Genomic DNA, 1,758 nt, shown 5'->3' with positions numbered 1-1,758 from the left:
AGTTTATTGAAGGTTTGTCTCAGACCAAGCAAGCCATGTTTATAACGGTTTTGTTTAACCTATTAAATATTGGACTGAATTATTTATTGATTTATGGAAATTGGGGATTTCCTGAATTGGGATTAAATGGAGCAGGATGGGCCACATTGATTTCCAGGGTACTTATGGCTTGGGTTTTGTATCTCTACGTGACCAGATCTAAGCGCTATGAAAAATACATTCGCAGTATAAAATTAAAGCAGATCAGATTTTCCATCATTAAAAAAATGCTTGGCATAGGCATTCCAACCGGTTTGCAGTTTGTATTTGAAGTTGGGGCATTCAGCTCAGCAGCCATCATGATGGGATGGATAGGGGTCAATGCTTTGGCAGCTCATCAAATAGCCATTAACCTTGCTTCTATAAGCTATATGATGGCCTCAGGCTTATCAGCGGCTGCCATGGTGAGGATTGGTAACCAATTGGGAAGGCGGGATATTCCTAAATTACGAGAAGTCGGTTTTTCTATCTTTGGAAACGTATTAATTTTCATGTCCTTTTTCGCAGTAATGTTTTTAATATTTAAAAACTATTTGCCTCTCTTGTACATCGAAGATTCCCAGGTTGTGGAGATGGCAGCTAATCTGTTGGTAATTGCTGCTGTATTTCAGCTCTCGGATGGACTTCAGGTAGTCGCATTGGGAGCCTTAAGGGGGCTTTCTGATGTGAAGGTGCCTACACTAGTAACCCTACTTGCCTATTGGGTGGTAGGGCTTCCCCTTGGCTATCTTCTGGCTTTTAAATTTCATTACAATGAGTTGGGTATATGGTTTGGTTTATTGATCGGTCTTACCCTTACTGCCATCATGTTGTTCTATAGATTTCATTCTTTGAGTTTAAAATTACAAAAAGAAATTTCTAGACCTGAAACAGTGAGTTTGCATTAGTATTGCCAAATAGGAATGGATTCATTGGTGGGAAATAGATTTAATTCCTTTGATTAAGAATTTCTTTTAGGTATTGATAGGATATATTATCGCATTACTTTTGGATATTGAAGTTGGATTGAAAAATTTGTGACCCAATTTAAAGACATTTTATTTATGGAGAAAAAATCACTTTATATCATTACAGGGGCTAGTAAAGGTTTGGGCTTGGCCCTTAAAAAGGCCTTATTAAAGTTGCCTCATACCGGTGTTATAGGTATCTCTAGAAGTCCCCAGCAACCGGAAGATAATTTCACACCCATACAATTAGACCTGGGGGATGCTAAAAACTTGATAAATAGGATTATCGAAATTTTTCCCGAGGGAACATATGAAGAAATCGTTCTGATTAACAATGCAGGTTGGATAGGAGAGATTGCTTATAACGGAAATTTATCCTCCGAAGCTATTGTGTCCATTCATACTGTGAATGTAATTGCTCCGGCCTTACTAATGAATGCCTTTATGAAGACGTACAAACATCATAATGGCGCTAAAATAATAGTCAATATAAGCTCAGGTGCGGCAGCAAAGGTCGTAGATGGCTGGTCCGGGTACAGTGCTTCAAAAGCTGCACTGAACCAAATGACAATGATTGCTCAAAGAGAATCTGAGCTCAAGAACTTGGGATTTAATCAGTAGCGGAAATACAAAGGGATGCTTTCAATTAGAGAGTAGGCTTGGTCAAAGTTTGGCAAAAAAGACCAAACCAAGAAACATTGAGGAGCTTGCTGGTCTCATCTCTATTATGAGACCGGGATGTATGGAGGCTATTGTTGAAGGTAAGAGTCTG

At 38.9% G+C, this 1,758-nt stretch carries 2 protein-coding genes; both read left to right on the top strand.

Translation table 11 applies throughout. The features are described 5' to 3' along the window. Nucleotides 1–926, top strand: a 926-nt coding sequence (locus AAC037_RS24150; RefSeq protein WP_339906232.1) for an MATE family efflux transporter, incomplete at its 5' end; no start/stop codon positions are given. Nucleotides 927–1,082: 156 nt separating this feature from the next. Then, nucleotides 1,083–1,607, top strand: coding sequence for an SDR family NAD(P)-dependent oxidoreductase (locus AAC037_RS24145; RefSeq protein ID WP_339906231.1), 525 nt, complete (start codon nucleotides 1,083–1,085; stop codon nucleotides 1,605–1,607). Nucleotides 1,608–1,758 lie beyond the last annotated feature (151 nt).

It is taken from the genome of uncultured Cyclobacterium sp., from assembly GCF_963976465.1.
In the GTDB taxonomy this organism is placed as follows: Bacteria; Bacteroidota; Bacteroidia; order Cytophagales; family Cyclobacteriaceae; genus Cyclobacterium.
Note: the sequence above shows the minus strand (reverse complement) of the source record. Positions and strands in the feature narration are given on the sequence as shown.

What these genes read in the sequence shown, in the direction of transcription:
- AAC037_RS24145 (WP_339906231.1), top strand. Translation starts at nt 1,083, where the DNA reads ATGGAGAAAAAATCACTTTATATCATTACAGGGGCTAGTAAAGGTTTG.